Origin of the sequence: Microbacterium sp. Bi121, assembly GCF_918698005.1 — a bacterium.
Taxonomy (GTDB): Bacteria; Actinomycetota; Actinomycetes; order Actinomycetales; family Microbacteriaceae; genus Microbacterium.
Map to the genome: position 1 here is coordinate 128,396 of NZ_CAKKLJ010000006.1, position 15,192 is coordinate 143,587.

The 15,192-nt window shown below is 68.6% G+C and carries 17 protein-coding genes and 1 tRNA gene; 7 read left to right on the forward strand and 11 right to left on the reverse strand.

The window, feature by feature from the left end; all coding sequences use genetic code 11:
• Positions 1 to 44: 44 nt before the first annotated feature.
• Complete coding sequence (msrB, locus tag LQZ87_RS11290) at positions 45 to 455, forward strand: peptide-methionine (R)-S-oxide reductase MsrB (protein ID WP_230103572.1); 411 nt, start codon at positions 45 to 47, stop codon at positions 453 to 455.
• The gene (locus LQZ87_RS11295) at positions 452 to 997 is read left to right on the forward strand and encodes a nitroreductase family protein (protein WP_230103573.1); all 546 of its coding nucleotides are present in this window, start codon (positions 452 to 454) and stop codon (positions 995 to 997) included. Before msrB ends, LQZ87_RS11295 begins: the two co-directional genes overlap by 4 nt.
• Here the strand turns inward: LQZ87_RS11295 and LQZ87_RS11300 are convergent, their stop codons facing one another.
• A complete protein-coding gene (locus LQZ87_RS11300; protein ID WP_230103676.1) occupies positions 998 to 1,921 on the reverse strand; it encodes a DMT family transporter in 924 nt (307 codons plus the stop codon).
• A gap of 84 nt (positions 1,922 to 2,005) precedes the next feature.
• Between LQZ87_RS11300 and LQZ87_RS11305 the strand changes: the two genes are divergently transcribed.
• A complete protein-coding gene (locus tag LQZ87_RS11305) occupies positions 2,006 to 2,641 on the forward strand; it encodes an SOS response-associated peptidase family protein (protein ID WP_230103574.1) in 636 nt (211 codons plus the stop codon).
• On the opposite strand, the gene LQZ87_RS11310 is transcribed toward LQZ87_RS11305, so the two are convergent.
• Positions 2,638 to 3,375 (reverse strand): tyrosine-protein phosphatase, encoded by a 738-nt coding sequence (locus tag LQZ87_RS11310; RefSeq protein ID WP_230103575.1) that lies wholly within the window; start codon positions 3,373 to 3,375, stop codon positions 2,638 to 2,640. The two genes, LQZ87_RS11305 and LQZ87_RS11310, sit on opposite strands and share 4 nt — an antisense overlap.
• A 33-nt stretch (positions 3,376 to 3,408) precedes the next feature.
• Here LQZ87_RS11310 and LQZ87_RS11315 point away from each other — a divergent pair, with 33 nt between their 5' ends.
• Positions 3,409 to 3,714 (forward strand): hypothetical protein, encoded by a 306-nt coding sequence (locus tag LQZ87_RS11315; RefSeq protein WP_230103576.1) that lies wholly within the window; start codon positions 3,409 to 3,411, stop codon positions 3,712 to 3,714.
• A 24-nt stretch (positions 3,715 to 3,738) separates the two neighbouring features.
• Here LQZ87_RS11315 and LQZ87_RS11320 read toward each other — a convergent pair.
• Together LQZ87_RS11320 and LQZ87_RS11325 are read right to left on the reverse strand one after the other, a co-directional pair.
• Positions 3,739 to 3,814 (reverse strand) — tRNA-Thr (locus tag LQZ87_RS11320).
• Positions 3,815 to 3,872: 58 nt separating this feature from the next.
• The gene (locus LQZ87_RS11325; RefSeq protein ID WP_230103577.1) at positions 3,873 to 4,823 is read right to left on the reverse strand and encodes a thioredoxin domain-containing protein; all 951 of its coding nucleotides are present in this window, start codon (positions 4,821 to 4,823) and stop codon (positions 3,873 to 3,875) included.
• Between the two features lie 231 nt (positions 4,824 to 5,054).
• Between LQZ87_RS11325 and ugpC the strand changes: the two genes are divergently transcribed.
• Both ugpC and LQZ87_RS11335 read left to right on the forward strand, forming a co-directional pair.
• Positions 5,055 to 6,161, forward strand: coding sequence for a sn-glycerol-3-phosphate ABC transporter ATP-binding protein UgpC (gene ugpC, locus LQZ87_RS11330; RefSeq protein ID WP_230103578.1), 1,107 nt, complete (start codon positions 5,055 to 5,057; stop codon positions 6,159 to 6,161).
• 83 nt (positions 6,162 to 6,244) lie between these two features.
• Positions 6,245 to 7,549 (forward strand): DUF4032 domain-containing protein, encoded by a 1,305-nt coding sequence (locus LQZ87_RS11335; RefSeq protein WP_230103579.1) that lies wholly within the window; start codon positions 6,245 to 6,247, stop codon positions 7,547 to 7,549.
• Positions 7,550 to 7,573: 24 nt separating this feature from the next.
• Here LQZ87_RS11335 and LQZ87_RS11340 read toward each other — a convergent pair whose 3' ends face one another.
• The 5 genes from LQZ87_RS11340 to LQZ87_RS11360 all read right to left on the reverse strand — a co-directional run bounded on the left by LQZ87_RS11340 (position 7,574) and on the right by LQZ87_RS11360 (position 12,423).
• Positions 7,574 to 8,212, reverse strand: a complete 639-nt coding sequence (locus tag LQZ87_RS11340; protein WP_230103580.1) for an NAD(P)H-binding protein — start codon at positions 8,210 to 8,212, stop codon at positions 7,574 to 7,576.
• Between the two features lie 86 nt (positions 8,213 to 8,298).
• A complete protein-coding gene (rlmB, locus tag LQZ87_RS11345) occupies positions 8,299 to 9,318 on the reverse strand; it encodes a 23S rRNA (guanosine(2251)-2'-O)-methyltransferase RlmB (protein ID WP_230103581.1) in 1,020 nt (339 codons plus the stop codon).
• Positions 9,311 to 10,720 (reverse strand): cysteine--tRNA ligase, encoded by a 1,410-nt coding sequence (cysS, locus tag LQZ87_RS11350; RefSeq protein ID WP_230103582.1) that lies wholly within the window; start codon positions 10,718 to 10,720, stop codon positions 9,311 to 9,313. Before cysS ends, rlmB begins: the two co-directional genes overlap by 8 nt.
• Positions 10,717 to 11,931, reverse strand: a complete 1,215-nt coding sequence (gene ispD, locus LQZ87_RS11355; RefSeq protein ID WP_230103583.1) for a 2-C-methyl-D-erythritol 4-phosphate cytidylyltransferase — start codon at positions 11,929 to 11,931, stop codon at positions 10,717 to 10,719. The genes cysS and ispD overlap by 4 nt, the downstream gene beginning before the upstream one ends.
• 9 nt (positions 11,932 to 11,940) lie before the next feature.
• Positions 11,941 to 12,423, reverse strand: a complete 483-nt coding sequence (locus LQZ87_RS11360; RefSeq protein ID WP_147039792.1) for a CarD family transcriptional regulator — start codon at positions 12,421 to 12,423, stop codon at positions 11,941 to 11,943.
• A 132-nt stretch (positions 12,424 to 12,555) separates the two neighbouring features.
• Here LQZ87_RS11360 and LQZ87_RS11365 point away from each other — a divergent pair, with 132 nt between their 5' ends.
• The gene (locus LQZ87_RS11365) at positions 12,556 to 13,026 is read left to right on the forward strand and encodes a DNA modification methylase (RefSeq protein WP_230103584.1); all 471 of its coding nucleotides are present in this window, start codon (positions 12,556 to 12,558) and stop codon (positions 13,024 to 13,026) included.
• 65 nt (positions 13,027 to 13,091) lie between these two features.
• On the opposite strand, the gene LQZ87_RS11370 is transcribed toward LQZ87_RS11365, so the two are convergent.
• Together LQZ87_RS11370 and LQZ87_RS11375 are read right to left on the reverse strand one after the other, a co-directional pair.
• Positions 13,092 to 13,775, reverse strand: a complete 684-nt coding sequence (locus LQZ87_RS11370) for a response regulator transcription factor (RefSeq protein ID WP_230103585.1) — start codon at positions 13,773 to 13,775, stop codon at positions 13,092 to 13,094.
• Positions 13,772 to 15,004, reverse strand: coding sequence for an ATP-binding protein (locus LQZ87_RS11375; RefSeq protein ID WP_230103586.1), 1,233 nt, complete (start codon positions 15,002 to 15,004; stop codon positions 13,772 to 13,774). The genes LQZ87_RS11370 and LQZ87_RS11375 overlap by 4 nt, the downstream gene beginning before the upstream one ends.
• Positions 15,005 to 15,192: the final 188 nt, after the last annotated feature.

Below are 15,192 nucleotides of genomic sequence, written 5' to 3' on the forward strand. Positions count from 1 at the left end.
GTGCCCTGTGCACGGTGGACAATGGAGAGGACTCAGGAGGACTGATGGACTACAGCGTGAAGAAGACCGACGACGAGTGGCGCGAGGAGCTCGGCGACGAGCAGTTCGCAGTGCTGCGCGAGGCTGCGACCGAGCGCGCCTGGACGGGCGAGCTGCTGGACGAATCGCGTGCAGGGCTGTACACCTGCGGCGCGTGCGGCACCGAGCTGTTCAAGAGCGGGACGAAGTTCGACTCCGGCTGCGGCTGGCCGAGCTTCTACGAGTCGATCCGTCCTGACGCCGTGCAGCTGCTCGAGGACAACACCCTCGGCATGCAGCGCACCGAGGTCCGCTGCGCGAACTGCGGCTCGCACCTCGGCCACGTCTTCCCCGACGGCTTCGGAACCCCGACCGGTGACCGCTACTGCATGAACTCGCTGGCCCTGAACTTCACCCCCGAGGCCCCCGAGGCGTGAGCGCCTATGAGGCCGCGCTCGCGCGGCAGTCGTGGTCGAAGGTCACCGGCGACGGGCCGACGCACGAAGAACTGGTTCGCCTCGTCGCCGCGGCAGGACGCGTCGCCGACCATTCCTCGCTGCGGCCGTGGCGGCTGATCGAGCTGCGCGGCGATGACCGTGTGCGGCTCGGCAAGGCGATCGCGAAGGCCGACAAAGACCGGCATCCGTCGTCGAAGCCGATGCGCGCGCCGGTTCTGATCGCGGTGGTGGCCAGCTTCCAGAAGAGCTCCAAGGTGCCGCACTGGGAGCAGGAGGCGGTGGCGGCCGGGGTCGCGCACACACTCAGCCTGCTGCTGGACGAGGCTGGCTGGGGCGTCTTCTGGCGCACGGGCGGGTATACGCGCTCGAAGCCCGTCGCGAAAGCTCACGGGCTGAAGAAGAACGAAGAGCTGCTGGGCTGGCTCTACGTCGGCGAGAAACCCGCCGACCGGAAGCCAGGCAGGCGCAAGTCCGTCGACGCCGAGGCGTTCATCTCGCGGATGCCGTCGAAGAAGCAGTAGTCACCGACGTCGGCGCCACGGCACCGCCACGACGACGGATGCCACCGCCACGGCCACCATGGCCAGCAGCTGCCAGAGCGCAGGCACGGCTGCTGCGGGCCAGAGCAGATCGATGATGACGGATGTGACCAGCTGTCCGAGCACTGAGCCGAGCCCGAGCAGCAGCACCCCGGTGTGAGCGACGATCGTCGCACCGAGCAGGATGTACGCGAATCCGAGCAGCCCGCCCGTGTACAGCCAGGGCTCGTTCGGCAGGGCGGCCGGCATCCCGTTCACGGCGACGCTGATGGATGCCGCGACGGCGAGCACGAGCGTCCCGCCGACGAAGCTCATCAGGGTGGCCGTCATCGGCGACTGCACCCGTTGAGCCAGACGCCCGTTCGCCGCGGACTGCCAGGCGATGCCGACCCCGGCGGCGAACGGCAGCACCAGCAGCCACCAGGGCGCCCGCGTGAGCGCGTCGCCGCTGAGCGAGATCCCGACGGCGGCGAGCGCGAAGACGCCGCCGAGCACCCGACCGGGTGTCACCGCGACCACACCGGCCGGTCCGACGCCGATGCGGTCCAGGAGCAGCCCGTTCACCGTCTGCCCCGCGACGACGCCGACGGTGAACAGCGATACGCCGAGGACGCCGGCTGCGAGGCCCTGCGTGGAGACCGTCAGCGCGCCGCACACGCCGCCGAGCAGCATCCAGATCGGCACGTGTCGAGAGCGGACTCCTCGCCACAGCCGTGCGGCTCCGGCACGTGAGGTCGGCAGCGCGATCGTCACGATGATGAGAACGACGAGCCCGACGCTGAAGGAGACGAGACCCGCGACGATGCCATCGTCCAGGCGGACTCCGAGAACGCCGTTGATGCGCGCCTGGATCGCGGTCATCGCACCGATCGACACCGCACCGCCGAGCGCGACAGAGGCGGGCATGCGGCGGGACGTCTGGGGCACCAGAGCACCCTACCCGAGCATGCGCGCGAGTTCCGTGTCGGTGGCCGGCGGTACGCTGACGGCATGTGCGCGAGCTATGGACTCGATCCCCGCTTCACCGACGCCGAGCTGCTGGCCGAAGCCGACGCCGACATCCTCGAGGGTCTGCGCGAGTGGGCGCAGCAGAACGACGGCGAGACCCTGCGGCCCACCGGCAAGAACCTGCGCAACCTGAACCCGGTCGTGGTTCCCGGCAGCGGCCGAGCCGCGCTCGAGCCGGCGTGGTGGGGGTACTTGATCGACGGCCAGCCCTCACGGTTCCCCTCGATCAACACCCGCTCGGAGCGCCTCCAGGATCGGCCGGGCAATCTGCGCACCCGCGCGATCGTCCCGACGACCGGGTGGTTCGAGATGCGCAAGCCGGAGCGGGTGTGGAACGAGTTCACCCTCGACGACGGCGTGCTGTTCGGCATGGCGGCCGTCACGCAGCGCGGACGCACTCCCGGCGGGGACTGGGTCACCTGCTATTCGATCGTGATGGCCCCGGCTCCTGATCACCTGGCAGAGGTCCACGACCGGATGCCCGTGCTCATCCCCGCAGAGATGAGCGCTGACTGGCTCACCGCAGAGCCGGGACGAGAACTCATCGACGAGGCGCTGGCGGCATCGGCCGAGATGGCGGAGCGGATCAGCGTGGCGCCACGAGCGTCCGACCGCTAGGCGGGCGGCAGCAGCTTCGCCCGCAGCGCCGCCCTGGTGGAAGAATCCACCCCCGCGCCGTCCAGGTACGCGCTCATGCCGCCGTACTCGCTGTCGATCCAGTCGAGCGTCTCATCGAGAACCTCGGCCGGCGAGCCGGTGAGCACAGCGACGATCTCGTCGGTCACAGGCACCCGGAAGCGTCGCACCTTGCGCAGCATCCGCTCGGTCCACTCCCCCGCCAGGTTGGCCGCGGTCGCCGCGTAATCCGCGAGGATGACGCGGCGGTCGATGTCGAGCGCCGCGAGCGTGAGTGCGACGATCAGGCCGGTGCGATCCTTGCCCGCCGTGCAGTGCACGAGAACCGGGCCGTCGGATGCCGCGATCTCGCGGATGATCCGGCCGAGGATCGGCTGGTGGCGGGTGAGGATGGCCCGGTAGACGTCGGCGAGCGTGATGGTGGCGAGGTCCACAGCGCGCGGCGTCCCGTCGATCGGAACGCTCACGCGGATCGCACCCGTGCCGCGCAGCCTGTCGCGGCCGCCGAGACGCCGATCGATCGCCGACCGCAGGTCGAGCACCGTGCGGATGCCGAGTTCGCCGATGCGCCGCCGGCCGGCCTTGTCGAGACGGTGAAGCGCGTCGGAGCGGTACAGCCGACCGGACGCCAGCACCCCTGGAGCCACCTCGCGGAAGTTGTAGGTCCCCGGCACGTCGAGTCGGCCTGCGGCATCGCCAGGGGGTTCTAGGACCATGGCGCCATGCTAGTCGTCGACTATCGTGGGCTCATGGGTTCCGAGGACGACAAACCGCGCCCGCGCGCACTGCGCGACGGCACGGCAGAGCCCCGTTTCGCGGCGCGCTACGCGACGATCGACGAGGTCGCCGAGTTGCTCGGCGTGACGCCGGTGTCACTGCGCCAGACGATGCGACGGCGGGATGCCGGTGAGGCGTCGTCCGCGAGCGACGCGTTCATCGATCCGATCGGCAACGTGTCCGGGTATCTGTGGGATCGCGACGATCTCACGCCGGAGGCCATCGACGCGTGGCACAACCGCCCCCGCAGGGGCCGCAGGCCGAACAGCGCGCAGTGACGCGTCGAACTCTCGGTGATTCTGTGGAGCCGACTACGGGATTCGAACCCGTGACATCCTGTTTACAAGACAGGTGCTCTACCAGCTGAGCTAAGTCGGCGAACGCCGTCCAGCTTAGCGAGCAGGACGCGCGAGTCTGAAACCAGGACGCTCTGAGACTAGGGGGCCGGCGTCTCGGTTGCGGTCGGAGTCGGAGTCGGCGTCGCGGTCGAATCGGTCTCGGCCGCGACCGTGAGAACGAACTGCGAGAACTCCGCCGGGTCCTTGAGCGATCCGACATAGGCTTCGCCGTTCACGACGATCATCGGCGCGCTGGTGAGGACGAGGTCGTCCGAACCGTCCAGCGGGCCCTCGAGTGCGCGGGATGTCGCTTCCTTGGCCCACGTGAGGAAGTCCTGGTCCTCGATGCAGGAGCGCACCGCCTTGGGCGTCTGAGCGCCGACGGCGACGGCGAGGTCCGCGAGCTCGACGTCGGTGCGCCCGCTGCTGTCGACCTCCGGCTGGTCGACGAGCAGCTCGTGGTTGAAGGCGTAGAACTGGTCGGGCGAGTGCGTTGCGACGCACGCGGCGGCCGCTGCGGCGCGCAGCGAGTACTTCGTGCCGTTCGAGCTGGCCGTGAGCATCGCGACCGGGTGGTAGGTCACGGTGACCGCGTCCTCGTTGATCCAGCCGGCGAGCTGGCGCGTGTTCGCGCGCTCGAATTCTCCTGCGCCCGGTGAGAGGTAGTCGACGTAGATGTGCACGTCGACAGGAGCGGTCGTCGGCACGGGCGTCGGCGTCGGCGCTGCGCTCTCCTCGCCGGCACCGGACTCCTCCGGAGCAGGAGTGCTCGGCACGCTCTCGGCGACTGTGTCCGAAACGCTGCCGACGACGATGCCGTCGCCTTCGAGGCCCTGCGGGTTCATGACCGGCTTGGACACGCTCGAGGTCACTGCCATGGTGACGGCGGTGCCGATGGCGCCGACTGCCACGATCGCGACAGCGCCGATGATGATGCGTCGCATGATGCGCGCGCGCGACTGCTTCGCGTGCATCTGCTGGGCCTTCTCCCTGACCGCCTCACGGGAATTGCGAGGGGTGGGGACGTTCGGCGTTTCGTCGCTCGACATCGTTCCTCTTGAAGATCTGATCGGGGACGGGTTCCCCGGCATCCGCCGAACACGCGATCTGCATGCCTGACCGGACCGTCTTCGATGGTATCGAGCCAGGCTGGGAAATACCCAGGTGGGGCCGCCCCGTGCCATACTGAAACCGGCCCGATGGCGGGCCACGGCGGGTCACCTCGCCGCTTCCATCACAACGGATCGTCCGGCACGTACCTGCCGGTGAAGGAGAAAACAATGGCATCGGTAACTTTCGACAGCGCCACGCGGCTGTACCCAGGCGGAACCCGCCCGGCTGTCGACAAGCTCAACCTCGAAGTCGCTGACGGCGAGTTCCTCGTCCTGGTCGGCCCCTCCGGTTGCGGTAAGTCCACCTCGCTGCGCATGCTCGCCGGCCTCGAAGAGGTCAACGAGGGACGCATCCTCATCGGTGACCGCGACGTCACCGATGTGCCCCCGAAGGATCGCGACATCGCGATGGTCTTCCAGAACTACGCGCTGTACCCGCACATGACCGTCGCCGAGAACATGGGCTTCGCGCTCAAGATCGCCGGTGTCGGCAAGGAGGAGCGCGCCGCTCGCGTTCTCGAGGCAGCCAAGCTCCTCGACCTCGAGGAGTACCTGACCCGCAAGCCGAAGGCGCTCTCGGGTGGTCAGCGTCAGCGCGTCGCGATGGGCCGCGCGATCGTCCGCCAGCCGCAGGTGTTCCTCATGGACGAGCCGCTGTCGAACCTCGACGCAAAGCTCCGCGTCCAGACCCGTACGCAGATCGCCTCGCTGCAGCGTCGCCTCGGCGTCACCACGGTCTACGTCACCCACGACCAGACCGAGGCACTGACGATGGGTGACCGCATCGCGGTTCTCAAGGACGGTCTCCTGCAGCAGGTCGGCACCCCGCGCGACCTGTACGAGAAGCCCGAGAACGTGTTCGTCGCCGGCTTCATCGGCTCGCCCGCCATGAACCTGTTCGCCGCAGACCTCGCTGAGGGAGGCGTGCAGTTCGGCACCGAGGTCGTGCCGCTGGACCGCGACACCGTCGGCCGCGCGAACGGCTCGCAGGTCACCGTGGGTGTTCGCCCCGAGGACATCACCGTCGGCCCGGCCGACGGCAAGGGCCTCTCGGTCACCGTCGACCTCGTCGAGGAGCTCGGTGCCGACGGCTACCTCTACGGCCACACCGACATCAACGGCAAGCGCACCGACATCGTCGCTCGCGTCGACGGCCGCAGCCACCCGAACGCCGGCGAGACCGTCACGCTGGCCGCCAACGCCGGCCACGTGCACGCGTTCGACATCGAGTCGGGCGAGCGCCTCAACGACAAGCCGGTCGTCTCGGCCTCGTAGGTTCGCCACACACGCGGCGCGGGCTGACCTCACGGTCACCCGCGCCGCGTCGTTTCCCGGCCGCGTCATCCAGGGAGGTCAACATGCAGAACGCCCTGCGCATCACCGCCAGCAAGGTCGACCCTGAACTCCTCGCCCTGCCCTGGTCGACTCCGCTCGCCAAGTGGCCATCGGAGCGGATCGTCTCACTGCCCAAGGGACTCTCCCGCCACCTGGTGCGTTTCGCCGATCTGTCCGGCCGTGTCGTCGCGGTCAAGGAGACCACGGCCGAGATGGCCCAGCGCGAGTACGACATGCTCGGCAACCTCGCCAGGCTCGCTGTGCCGTGCGTCGAGCGCGTCGCGGTCATCGCCGGGCGAACGGATGCCGGGGGCGCGCATCTTCCAGCGGTCCTGGTCACCTCGCACCTGAGGTTCTCGATGCCGTACCGCGCACTGTTCACGCGCGTGCTTCGGCCCGACACCGCCACCCGCCTCGTCGACGCCCTCGCTCTCCTGCTCGTGCGGCTGCACAACGTCGGCTTCTACTGGGGCGATGTGTCGCTGTCGAACACGCTCTTCCGTCGCGACGCCGGTGCGTTCGCCGCCTACCTGGTGGACGCCGAGACCGGAGAGCTGCACGAGGAGGGTCTCACCGAGGGGCAGCGCCTCTACGACCTGGACCTCGCGCGGACGAACATCGCCGGGGAGATCATGGACCTCGCTGCGGGCGGACGCCTGGAGCACGGTGTCGACGCCGTCGCGATCGCCGACGGCATCGTGTCCTCTTACCACTCGCTGTGGGCTGCACTGACGGCCGAGGAGTCCTTCTCGGCCAACGAGACGTGGCGCATCACCGAGCGCGTCGAGCGGCTCAACGCCCTGGGCTTCGACATCGACGAGATGTCGATGGCCACGACCGCCGACGGCACGGTCGTCGAGATCCAGCCGAAGGTGGTCGACGCCGGGCACCACCAGCGCCGTCTCATCCGCCTCACCGGCCTCGATGTCGAGGAGAACCAGGCACGACGCCTGCTCAACGACCTCGACGAGTTCCGCGCCCGCTCGACGAAGGAGTGGGCCGACGAGGAGATGTACGCGCATGAGTGGCTCACCCGCGTGTTCGAGCCGGTCGTGCGCGCCATCCCCTACGAGCTCCGCGCGAAGCTCGAGCCCGCCGAGGTGTTCCACCAGGTGCTGGAGCACCGCTGGTATCTCTCGCAGGCGAACGGCCGATCAGTGCCGCTGGCCGAGGTTCTGACCTCGTACATCAACGACGTGCTGCGTCACCGTCGCGACGAGGCCACCATCATGGGCCCGCCGACGGAGACGGTGTCCCTCCCCGTGGTCACCGGCGCCGTGCCGGTGACCGACGAGGAGGAAGCGGTCGACTGGCGCGACCTGGTCTGACTCTCGAGCCCGAGGGGCCAGGGATCAGTAGCCGACGGCGAAGTTCTCGCGGTGGTGCTGGGGGTTCTCGATCTCGTCGACGAACGCGACGCCGAGGTCCGGGCCCGAGATGAACGATTCGCCCTTCTCGTCGGAGACCAGAACGGGTCCGCCGTCCCGGTACGTGCCGGTGCGCTCCCCCGGCGCCCAGTTGCCGAAGCCGCCGGCCGGGTGGACGAAGAACCAGTCGCGCCCGCTCGTGTCGGCCTGCAGGTCCTCGAGTACGCCGATGGCCTCGAGCGCCTCGGCCTTGAACTCGTCGGGGAAGCCTGCATCCACCAGGCGGGGCCCGTCAGGGGAGACCAGGCTGCCTCCGGCGCCGCCGACCACCCCGAGACGCACGTTCTCGGGGAGCGCTGCGAACAGCTCCGCCGTCGCGGGGCGTACCTTGCCGACCATGTCGCCGCGCGGCGAGAGTGCCTGGATGACGACATCGGCCTCGCCGATCTGCGTGAGGAGGCCGGGGACGTCGAGGATGTTGCCCTCGAGGTACACCGCGCCCTCGACGCGCTCGGCGGGAACGGTTCGAGCGATCGACACCACCGAGTGACCGCGCGACACCGCCTCTGCGACGATGTTCGAGCCGGCGTAGCCGGTGCCTCCGATGACGGCGATGCGTGCCATGTGCGTTCCCTTCGTGGACGTCGGTCGCTGAATGCGGCCCGCTCAGGGAAACAACCTGCCTCGGCAAGTATTCCGCGACCGGTGGATCAGTTCCCGCCTGCGGCGCGGAACGTGGAGATCTGGTACAGCGCGACGGATGCCGCGATGCCGGCATTCAGCGACTCGGTTGCTGCGGAGATCGGGATCGAGACGATCTGATCGCAGTTCTCGGTGACCAGACGCGACAGTCCCTTGCCCTCGGAACCGACGACGACCACCACGGGACGATCGGCGAGTTCGAGCGCGGGCAGCGCGACGTCGCCGCCGCCGTCCAGGCCGAGGACGAAGACGCCCTGCTTCTTGAACTCCTTCAACTGGGTCGTCAGGTTCGTCGCCATCGCCACAGGGATGCGTGCGGCAGCGCCGGCGCTCGTCTTCCAGGCTGCGGAGTTCACACCCGCCGAGCGGCGCTGAGGCAGGATGATGCCGTGCCCGCCGAATGCGGCGGTCGACCGGATGATGGCGCCGAGGTTGCGCGGATCGGTGATGCCGTCGAGGGCGACGAACAGCGGCATCTGACCGCGATCGATCACCTGCTCGAGCAGATCCTGCGGGTGCGCGTACTCGTACGGCGGCACCTTCAGGGCGACGCCCTGGTGTACCCCGTCGAAGCCGGCCATGCGGTCGAGCTCCTGTCGGGTGACCTCGAGCACGGGGATGTCTCGGTGCGTCGCGATCGACAGCATCTCCTTGACGCGGTCGTCCATCTCGACGCGTTGCGCGATGTAGAAGGCCGTGGCGGGGATCTTGGCGCGCAGCGCCTCGAGCACCGAGTTGCGGCCGGTCACGTTCTCGGTGTCGTCGCCGGCCTTCGCCTTGGGCGCGCGGTTCGGGTTGCTGCCGCCGCTGCGCCCACCGCCCGAGCCCGCCCCAGGGCGACCCTTGCCGCCGGCTGCTGCATAGCGCTCGTTCGCGGCCTTGCGCTTGCCCGCGACGTGCCACGCACGGTCCTCGGCCTTGGGCGTCGGACCGCGGCCCTCGAGCGACTTGCGTCCGAGTCCGCCGGTGCCCTTGAGAGCGCCCTTCTTCTTGCTGTTGCCCGCTCCGGGGCGTCCTGGCTTAGCCATCAATACTCCAATGAGTTCCGGCCGGAGTGTCCTCCAGCGTGATTCCTGCTGCGGCGATCGCGTCGCGGATGCGATCCGCTGCCGCCCAGTCCTTGTCAGCGCGGGCCTGTGCGCGCTGGGTGATCATCTCCTGCACGAGGGCGTCGAGCGCCGAGCCCTCGGCGCCTGCGCCGTTCGCACGCCACTGCGCCGCCAGGGGGTTGATGCCGAGCACGAGCGTCATGTCCGTCACGTCGGACACGTCCTGACGTGCCGCGTCGATGCGTCCGGCATCCAGGTGGGCATTGCCGGACCGAATGCTCTCGTGGATGACAGCGAGCGCGCGCGGCACCCCGAGATCATCGTCCATCGCCTCGGTGAACGCCGCGGGGAGGCCCTCCTTGTGCTGGCCCCACCCGGCAGCCGCCATGCGCTGCCCGCGCTCGAGGAAGGTGCGGATGCGTCCCACAGCGGCCTCGGCCTCGGCCCAGGACGACTCCACGAGATCCAGGCTCGAACGGTAGTGCGCCGCCGCGAGCGCGTAGCGGACGACGAGCGGGTCGTGCTCGGCGAGCACGTCGGCCGCCAGCGTGAAGTTGCCGATCGACTTGGACATCTTCTGCCCGCCGACGGTGACGAGGCCGTTGTGCACCCAGTAGTTCGCGAACCCGTCGCCGGCTGCCGTCGACTGGGCGAGCTCGTTCTCGTGATGTGGGAAGCGCAGGTCGAGTCCGCCGCCGTGGATGTCGAACTCGGCGCCGAGATAGCGCTTCGCCATGGCCGAGCATTCGATGTGCCAGCCGGGGCGCCCCGCCCCCCAGGGTGAGGACCAGGTGGCATCGGCCGGCTCGCCGGCCTTGGCGCCCTTCCAGAGGGCGAAGTCCTGCGGATTCCGCTTGCCGCGAGGATCGGCATCCTCAGCGGCCTCCATCGCGTCGAGCGACTGGTGCGTCAGAGCCCCGTAGTCGGTCCAGGAGCGCACGTCGAAGTAGACGTCCCCCGATCCGTCGGGCGCGGGGTACGCATGACCTCGTTCGATGAGGCTCGCGATGAGCTCCTGCATCTGCGGGATGGATGCCGTCGCGCGCGGCTCGTACGTGGGCGGCAGCACGCCGATGCCGGCGTACGCGGCGGTGAACTCCTGCTCCATTCGATACGCGAGCGCCCACCACGGCTCGGAGTCCGTGGCGTTCGCGATCACCTTGTCATCGATGTCGGTGACGTTGCGCACGAAGGTCACGCGCCCGTACCGGTGGGTCAGCCAGCGGCGCAGGATGTCGAAGCTGAGGGCGCCGCGGACGTGCCCGATGTGCGGGCCGGACTGAACGGTGGGTCCGCACACGTACATCGTGATGTTCTCGGGGTCGAGAGGCACGAAATCGCGCAGTTGCTGTGCGCGGGTGTCATACAGGCGGAGAGTCACTGCTCCAGCGTACTCGGAGCACCTGCAGAACCAGGCAGAACGAGCGCGACGGCGGTCACAGCGACACCTTCGCCACGGCCCGTGAATCCGAGGCCGTCGGTCGTGGTCGCGGTGACCGACACCGGGGCGCCGAGCGCAGCCGACAGGGCCGTCTGAGCCTCGGCGCGACGGGTGCTGAAGCGCGGCCGATTCGCCTGCAGCTGCACCGAAACGCTGCCGATCGCGAAGCCCGCCTCCGCGAGGATCTCGCGAGTGCGGGCCAGGAAGACCGCCCCGTGCGCTCCGGCGTACTCGGGGTGGGAAGTGCCGAAGTGCTCGCCGATGTCGCCGAGGCCGGCGGCGCCCAGGAGCGCGTCCACGATGGCGTGGGAGACGGCGTCCCCGTCGGAGTGCCCGGAGAGCGCCGGCTCCCCCGGCCATTCCAGTCCGGCGAGCCAGAGGTCGCCCTCACCGCCGTAGGCGTGCACGTCTGTCCCGACGCCGACGCGCGGGATGGATGCCGCGACCCGGTCGCTGCGCGAGAGCAGCTGGCGGGCGCGCTCGAGGTCGGCGGGAACCGTGATCTTGAAGGCCAGCGGAGATCCGGTCACGTGAGACACCTGACGACCCGCAGCCGCGAACAGCGCGGCGTCGTCGGTGTACTCGGCGCCAGAGGCGCCGGCAGCTGCGTACGCCGCCTCGAGGAGATCGCGCGGGAAGCCCTGCGGGGTCTGCGCGGCGACGAGTTCGCTGCGATCCACGGCCTCGACGACGTCCGCGCCGGCGACGCGCTTGAGTGTGTTGACGACAGGGAGTGCCGGGATCACCCCGGACGTCGGAGTGACCGCCGCGGCGACAGCGTCGATCTGAGCGGGCGGCGTCAGGGCGCGCGCGGCGTCGTGCACGAGAACCGTCGTGATGTCGCCCCACAGCGCGTGCAGTCCAGCGGCGACCGACGCCTGTCTTGTCTCGCCGCCGACCACGACGCGTCCGAGATCGGCACGGTCTCCGGCGGCCGCACGCAGCTCGGTCTCGGCATCCCCTTGATGCCCGTCTGGTACGACGACGATCACCTGAGCGGGCGACGCGGCGAACACGCCGTTCAGGGCGTGACGCAGCACCGACAGCTCATCGATGCCGACGAACGCCTTGGGAGCCGAGGCGCCCAATCGCGTTCCAGAGCCGGCAGCGACGACGATGATCGCCGTCGTCGGCACGGGAAGGAGAGTCACACTCTCAGATTACGATGCGAGGACCTCGTCGAGCAGCGCGCCGGCCTTCTCCTCGTCGCACTTCTCAGCGAGCGCGAGCTCGGAGATGAGGATCTGACGAGCCTTCGCCAGCATCCGCTTCTCACCAGCGGACAGACCGCGGTCCTGATCCCGGCGCCACAGGTCGCGCACGACCTCGCTGACCTTGATCACATCACCGGAGGCGAGCTTCTCGAGGTTCGCCTTGTAGCGACGCGACCAGTTCGTGGGCTCCTCCGTGAACGGGGCGCGCAGCACCTCGAACACGTGATCGAGGCCCTCCTGGCCGATCACATCGCGAACGCCGACGAGGTCGACATTCTCTGCGGGAACCTCGATGATCAGGTCGCCCTGAGTGACATTGAGCTTCAGATACTTCTTCGTCTCGCCCTTGATGACGCGATCCTTGACCTCGATGATCGTCGCGGCCCCATGGTGCGGATAGACGACCGTCTCGCCAACCTCAAAAAGCATAAAATCGTGTCCTTTCGGCAACCTCCAGAATACCACAGGCGACATGCGCTAAGGTTTGCCTCCGCATCGTCCGTGCCGGCGCGATCGATACCCATAGAATGGACTGGACATCCCACAGCTCCAGGAGGATCCGTGAAATCGCGCCTTGTAGCGTCTGCCGCCCTCAGCGCCCTCGTTCTGCTCGGCGCGACCGGATGCACGTTCATCACGCCGCAGTCGACAGAGATCGATTATCCGGCCTCGGACGGCATCAACATCCCGGACTCCGACGGCCCCCTCCAGATCCGCAACGTGATGGTCATCGCCACCGAAGACGGCTCGACGGGCAACCTGATCGCCGCGATCGTGAACGACACCGATCAGGCAGAGGTGCTCACCGTCGAGATCGAGGGCCTGTCCCCTCTCACGGTCCGCGTCGGAGCGCGCGACACGCTGAGCCTCGGCGCGAACGCCGAGCCGCTGCGCATCGACGATCTCAACACCATGCCCGGGGCGACCGTCGAGATGTACTTCCAGTCCGGCGGAGCCACCGGGAAGACGGCCGAGGTTCAGGTCCTCGACGGCACTCTGCCGTACTACGCCGATCTCGTCCCCGCAGCGTGACGATCTGACATCACGAGAGGCCGGTCACCCCGTCGGGTGCCGGCCTCTCGTCGTACGCGGCGCGCTCAGCCCTCGAATCGGTACCCCAGGCCGCGCACGGTGACGAGCATGACCGGCTCTCCCGGGTTCTCCTCGATACGTGAGCGGATGCGCTTGATGTGGACGTCCAGCGTCTTCGTGTCTCCGAAGTAGTCGCTGCCCCACACCCGGTCGATGAGCTGGCCGCGGGTGAGCACGCGGCCGGAGTTGCGCATGAGCACCTCGAGCAGCTCGAACTCCTTGAGCGGCATGTTGATCTCCGAGCCGGCGACCGTCACGGTGTGGCGGTCGATGTCGAGGGAGACCCTGCCGCCCTCCAGCACGCGTTCGTCGAGGTCGCCTTCTGCCTGGACGACACGGCGCAGCACGGCACGCATGCGCGCGAGCAGCTCGCGCGACGAGTACGGCTTGGTGATGTAGTCGTCGGCGCCCAGCTCGAGTCCGACGACGATGTCCACCTCGGAGTCCTTGGCGGTGAGCATGATGATCGGCACCGCGGATGTCGATCGGATCTGACGGCACACCTCGGTGCCGGGCATCCCCGGCAGCATCAGATCGAGCAGCACGATGTCTGCACCCCGCTCCCGGAATGCGCTGAGCGCGCCCGGGCCGTCCTCGGCGATCTCGACCTCATAGCCTTCACGGCGAAGAAGGTAGGCGAGCGGGTCGGCGAGGTCTGGCTCGTCCTCGACGAGAAGGATGCGGGTCATGCGTTCTCTCCGTTTCGAACACGCGCCGCTTCGGCGGCTCGGAGAGCCTGCTGCGCGCGCTTCTTCTTTTTCTTCTTCTTGGCCTTCTTCTCGGCCTCCGTCATCGGAGCGTCGATGCGCGGGAGGACCATCGTGAAGGTGGATCCGCGGCCGGGGCGCGACCAGAGCCGCACCTCTCCCCCGTGCCGCTGCGTCGCGTGCTTCACGATCGAAAGTCCGAGACCTGTGCCGCCTGTACGACGAGAGCGCGCCTCGTCTGCACGGTAGAAGCGCTCGAAGATGCGCTCACGGTCGGACTCGGTGATACCGATCCCCTGGTCCGAGACTGCGATCTCGATCGTCTCGCCCTCGACCTTGACCCCCACCCCCACGCGAGAGCTCCGCGGGGAGTACAGGATCGCGTTCGCGATCAGGTTGCCGACGGCCTCGATGAGGATCTGCGCGTCGCCGCGCACGAACGTCCCTCGGTCGCCGCCGCGCACGAGCTCGACGCCGGCTGAATCCGCCTGGACCGTGTGCGCCTCGATCGATGCCGCGATCACCTCGTCGACGGCCACCGCTGCGAAGTCGGCGACGCCGTCCGAGGCCTGCAGCCGCGACAGGCTCATGATCCGGCCGGTGAGCTGGCCGAGCCGATTGGCCTCGGCGGAGATCCGAGAGGCGAAGATCCGCACCTGAGCAGGATCATCCGCGGCGGACTCGATCGCCTCGGCGAGCAGGCTGACGGCGCCAACAGGCGTCTTCAGCTCGTGACTGGTGTTGGCGACGAAGTCGCGTCGCATCTGATCGAGACGCTCCTGCTCGGTGACGTCCCGGATGATGAGCAGGGTGAGCTGCGCACCGAGGGCGCTGGCACGGGCCGAGACCAGACGAGGATCGAGGCTGACCCCGGAGCGCGTCAGGCGCAGCGTCTCGGTCTTCGACGTCTGGGTCGAGCGCACCGTCCGCACCAGCTGCCTGAGCTCCTGATTGTCGAGCGTCGAGCCGACGTCGATGCCGAACTTCGCTGCGGCGTGCGAGATGGCGAGCACGAGCCCGGAGGAGTCGACGACGCAGGCCGCGTCGTCCATGCTGTTGAGGACGTCGACGGTTCCCTGCGGAACGACCGTCGATGTGGCCTCGGCGAACTGGGCACGAGTGTAATAGGCCCATGCGACGACCGCGGCGAGGCCGAGGCCGATGACGACGCCGGCGGCCAACGCGATCATGGCGATTGTCCCCGGGCTCATGCCTCCAGCGTAGAGCCCGTTCACCTCCTCTTCCGCAGGTTTCCGCGCCACTCCTGGGTGCCGCGAAGTAGTATTCACACGATGGGCACCGTTCGTTAACCTTCGGCGCACAGAATCACTGAGGGCCTGCGAATGCGGCCTCGCCCTCCATCGGCCGGCCGGAACCGCCCGAACCGAACGAAAGGTTG